This is a genomic window from uncultured Megasphaera sp. (assembly GCF_958350005.1).
Classification (GTDB): domain Bacteria; phylum Bacillota; class Negativicutes; order Veillonellales; family Megasphaeraceae; genus Megasphaera.
On the sequence record NZ_CATWFF010000183.1, the window covers coordinates 1 to 3,810 of the forward strand.

Annotated in this window: 5 protein-coding genes; 2 read left to right on the forward strand and 3 right to left on the reverse strand. The window is 41.4% G+C overall.

Annotation, left to right across the window (positions count from 1 at the left end; translation table 11 throughout):
* The coding region (locus tag Q3886_RS09055) for an ATP-binding protein (RefSeq protein ID WP_301861093.1) at positions 1-1,133 on the forward strand (1,133 nt) is incomplete at its 5' end.
* Between the two features lie 190 nt (positions 1,134-1,323).
* Here Q3886_RS09055 and Q3886_RS09060 read toward each other — a convergent pair.
* The 3 genes from Q3886_RS09060 to Q3886_RS09070 all read right to left on the reverse strand — a co-directional run bounded on the left by Q3886_RS09060 (position 1,324) and on the right by Q3886_RS09070 (position 2,240).
* Positions 1,324-1,587 (reverse strand): Txe/YoeB family addiction module toxin, encoded by a 264-nt coding sequence (locus Q3886_RS09060; protein ID WP_301861094.1) that lies wholly within the window; start codon positions 1,585-1,587, stop codon positions 1,324-1,326.
* A complete protein-coding gene (locus Q3886_RS09065; RefSeq protein WP_301861095.1) occupies positions 1,580-1,852 on the reverse strand; it encodes a type II toxin-antitoxin system RelB/DinJ family antitoxin in 273 nt (90 codons plus the stop codon). The genes Q3886_RS09060 and Q3886_RS09065 overlap by 8 nt, the downstream gene beginning before the upstream one ends.
* 130 nt (positions 1,853-1,982) lie before the next feature.
* Positions 1,983-2,240 (reverse strand): hypothetical protein, encoded by a 258-nt coding sequence (locus Q3886_RS09070; protein WP_301861096.1) that lies wholly within the window; start codon positions 2,238-2,240, stop codon positions 1,983-1,985.
* Positions 2,241-2,679: 439 nt separating this feature from the next.
* Between Q3886_RS09070 and Q3886_RS09075 the strand changes: the two genes are divergently transcribed.
* Positions 2,680-3,717: a VirK/YbjX family protein gene (locus Q3886_RS09075; RefSeq protein ID WP_301861097.1), complete on the forward strand. Its 1,038-nt coding sequence runs from the start codon at positions 2,680-2,682 to the stop codon at positions 3,715-3,717.
* Positions 3,718-3,810 lie beyond the last annotated feature (93 nt).

Consider the following 3,810-nt stretch of genomic DNA (forward strand, 5'->3'; position numbering starts at 1 on the left):
GAAAAACAACTATGCTGCGCCACTGCATGAATAATGACCGGGAATATGTAACCTTAGATGATTTGGACGAAAGACGGTTAGCGCAAACAGATCCGGCAATGTTTTTACAGATGCACACCACCCCTATTTTGATCGATGAAGTGCAGTATGCACCGGCGTTATTTTCATATATCAAAATAAAGATTGACGAAGGTTGCAAGCCAGGAACGTTTTGGTTAACCGGTTTTCAGGCATTTCATATGATGGAACTGGCACAGGAATCATTAGCTGGGCGCGCAGCTATTTTGCATATGTCTTCTTTATCACAGCATGAACTGTATGGAAAAGAGAAAAATCTCCCTTTTTCTTTAGATTTAGAGGAATTAAAAAAAAGGCGGCAAACGGGAACGATTGCAACTGTACAGGATATGTATACACGTATTTGGAATGGTTCCATGCCTGGACTTCAAAGCGGCAAGTATACCGATCGTGATATGTTTTACAGCAGTTATTTACAGACCTATATTGGCCGGGATATTCGGGAACTTATACAGCGAGTAGATGCATATCAGTTTCAGGACTTTATTCGCGCAGCCGCCTGTCGTGCCGGGCAGATGTTAAACGTTCACAGTATTGCCATGGATGTAGGCATAACCGATGTCACTGCAAAGCGATGGCTTGCTGTACTGGAACAGTCTGATGTTATTTTTTATCTTCGCCCGTATTCTAATAATGTACTGAAACGGACCATTAAACAGCCTAAATTATATTTCTTTGATACGGGATTAGTCGCATATCTTACAAAATATACAACGCCGGATATTTTAGAAAATGGCGCTATGAATGGTGCCATCTTGGAAAATTATGTAGTAGCTGAATTGCGGAAAACCTATTATAATGCAGGAAAAGAACCACAGCTCTGGTATTACCGTGACAAAGATAATCACGAAATTGATATTGTTATAGAAGAAAACGGGTTTCTCCATCCGCTGGAAATCAAGAAATCTGTCAGTCCGACAAAAGACATGATACGATCGTTCCGCATGCTGGAAAAAGCAGAAATACCATTAGGTAAAGGGGCCATTTTATGTATGCGTTCCGATTTGACCGCCTTAGATTCTAATACCTTCATTATTCCCATTTGGATGATCTGACGATACTAAATGAGTGAACGGAAAGGATTGTGCTATTGATGAGCAGCATACCTTGGCAGCAGGTGGCATTGCGCTGTTCAATACGCTGCCGATACTGGAAGAAGAAATTAAAAAACTGAAATAATCAGTCCTGCCATATGTGAAATACAAAACCCAGCAACGAAATCGAAAAAGAGATTTCGCTGCTGGGTTAGTCTGAATAATGTCCTTTGCACTGGTATACTTCAATAACCCCGTCTGATAGGCGATACACCAGACGATTCGTGTCATCAATTCGACGACTCCAATATCCGGTAAGTTCTTCTTTCAGTCCTTCGGGCTTACCGATTCCAGTAAAAGGGGATCGGGCAATATCTTTTAGTAACGTATTGATTCGTTTCAATGTTTTTCTATCCTGAGATTGCCAGTATATATACTCTTCAAAAGCATTTTCTGTAAATATAATTTTACTCATGGGCTATAGTATCCAGTTCATCTAAGGTTTTTGTTACTGTTTTTCCAGCTTTCATTTGTTGGATACTACGTTGCAGTGCTGCCAGGTTTGAAGGGCTGTAAAATGGATCAACCGATACATCGAAAGGAATACGTTTTTCCCGGGTCATTTTTTTTGCCAGGATGACGACTGCTGTTGTCATGGAAATTACCAGCTCTGCACAAATAGCATCAAAATCTTTTTTTAAAGTATCATCCAAGCGAATGCTTAATGTTGTCTGAGCCATATTGTATCACCGTCCTTTACTTATATTTTAATGCAATGTATTGACGGTGTCAATGCAATACAAAAATATCTGTTATACAAAACGCAGCAGCGAAGTCGGAAAAGGCGATTTCGCTGCTGTTTTAGTCTGTCTAAAAACTGTGTTTTAGTTCGTATACGGCTTTGTTCATGAAGATAGCAGATATTAACAGGGCCAGGACAGCACCGGTCGAGGCTACGATGATGTTCTGCGCCGGCTGCGACAGGATGTGCAAGGTGCCGGACAGGTAGAGAGCACCGTCCAGTACGCCTTCGATAGACACACAGGCGACGAATAAAGCGATAAAGAATACGGCTACGGCAGCCGGTGAGATTACGATATACGGCAGCATGAATCTGATAAGTTTCATATGACATTCCTCCCAAAAACAAACCTGTTCATATGGTATATCGCTGCGCAACGATTACTGTTTCCTAAAGTATATACCCCTTTTTTCAAAATGTCCAGCATTTTGAGAGAAAAAATGAGAAGAAAATTGACAGCATAAATGAGAAAAGAGAAACAGAATCAGGGAAAAAAGTCGTGATATATGGCTGTACAGCTGTATAAGGGCTGTCGAAGAGAGATATTGCCTGAAATTTGGGAATGGTTTTTGCCTGTAGCAGCCATGTCTGGAATAGTATGAGGTGCAGAAATATGATATAATAACAATGGTTTTTTATGGACATGGAAAAACTGTATAGGGCGACAGTCCCTGTGGTTATGTTGGATGAAACAAAACCTTAGGGAGCATCCACAGATATTGGGTGCCGCTTCATATACAGGCGTAGGATAGAGGAGAGGATTTTGTGCACAGTATAGGTCATTTTTGGAACTTGTCCCGTCAGATTTATGGGCCTCGCAATTTACAGGAAAATAAACGAGCTTTCGTATTTTTCTTTCGGGCTGTCACCAATCGAAACTTGTTTGAAGAACTGTATGCCTTTTTTGATGCCTATCCGCCGATGAAGCGCTTTTTTGACGATCAGGACCCAGATTTCCAGGAAGTCATGACGCGGGTATTTCTGTTTAAAAACTCGACTATGCGTCAGCGCCTGGATGCGCTTATCCATCATTTTACGATTCTGCGCACCATGTTTTCTGATGACGTCATTCATGAATTATACTGGGGAAAAGGCTATACGCTCTGGAAATCGACAGATGAATCACTGCCGCTGGAAGCAAGGCTTATGTTTCATACAGGCCAGCGAAAAGAAGGATTTTTGTCGTTATACCTGTTTTATAGCGGAGACATGATCTACCATTTTAACTTCCGCTTTGACTATAATTCCCAGGGTGTACCGTCTATGTATATCGGTACAATCCAAGGATCAAAAAAAGGTCTGGAAACGACAAAGGCTGTGACGAAGAAACTATTTGGTTATCGGCCGAAGAATTTCATTCTCTATTTGATGCGTATTTTCGTGCAGACTTTGGGCATTCACGATATGTATGTCATCACCGATGAAGGGTTTTATACGAACAGCCATATCCTGCGGGGCAATCGGTCTAAAAAGACAACATTCAATGCCTTCTGGCAGGATGAAGGCGCCGTTCCTGATGCCGGTGAACGCTGGTATTTTCGCATGCCTATTGAAGAAAAACGGCGTAAATATAATGAAATTAAATCGCAGAAGCGCAATCTGTTCCGCAAGCGCTATTTGCTGATGGATCAGATTATTCCATCGTATGTAGAATCCATTAAGAAGCTGTTCCGCCCAGAATTCCAGCCCCAGCCTTCGGCCATCGACGAATCGACAATTGTGGATAAGCCAGCTGATTATGATCCTATTGAGGCACCGAAGGAAGGGGAAAATTTGGGGAGCTTTATTCAGAAGAAGGTATAATATATATATATAATTATCCTTGCAGTACGCGAAAGCATCAGCCGTTATGGTACAATGTAGTTGGGAAACTGGTATTTTCATAAAGATTCAGAT

Bases quoted from the DNA above. Each gene is read 5' to 3' on its own strand.
- Q3886_RS09060 (WP_301861094.1), bottom strand. From the start codon at position 1,587: ATGAGTAAAATTATATTTACAGAAAATGCTTTTGAAGAGTATATATAC.
- Q3886_RS09065 (WP_301861095.1), bottom strand. From the start codon at position 1,852: ATGGCTCAGACAACATTAAGCATTCGCTTGGATGATACTTTAAAAAAA.
- Q3886_RS09070 (WP_301861096.1), bottom strand. From the start codon at position 2,240: ATGAAACTTATCAGATTCATGCTGCCGTATATCGTAATCTCACCGGCT.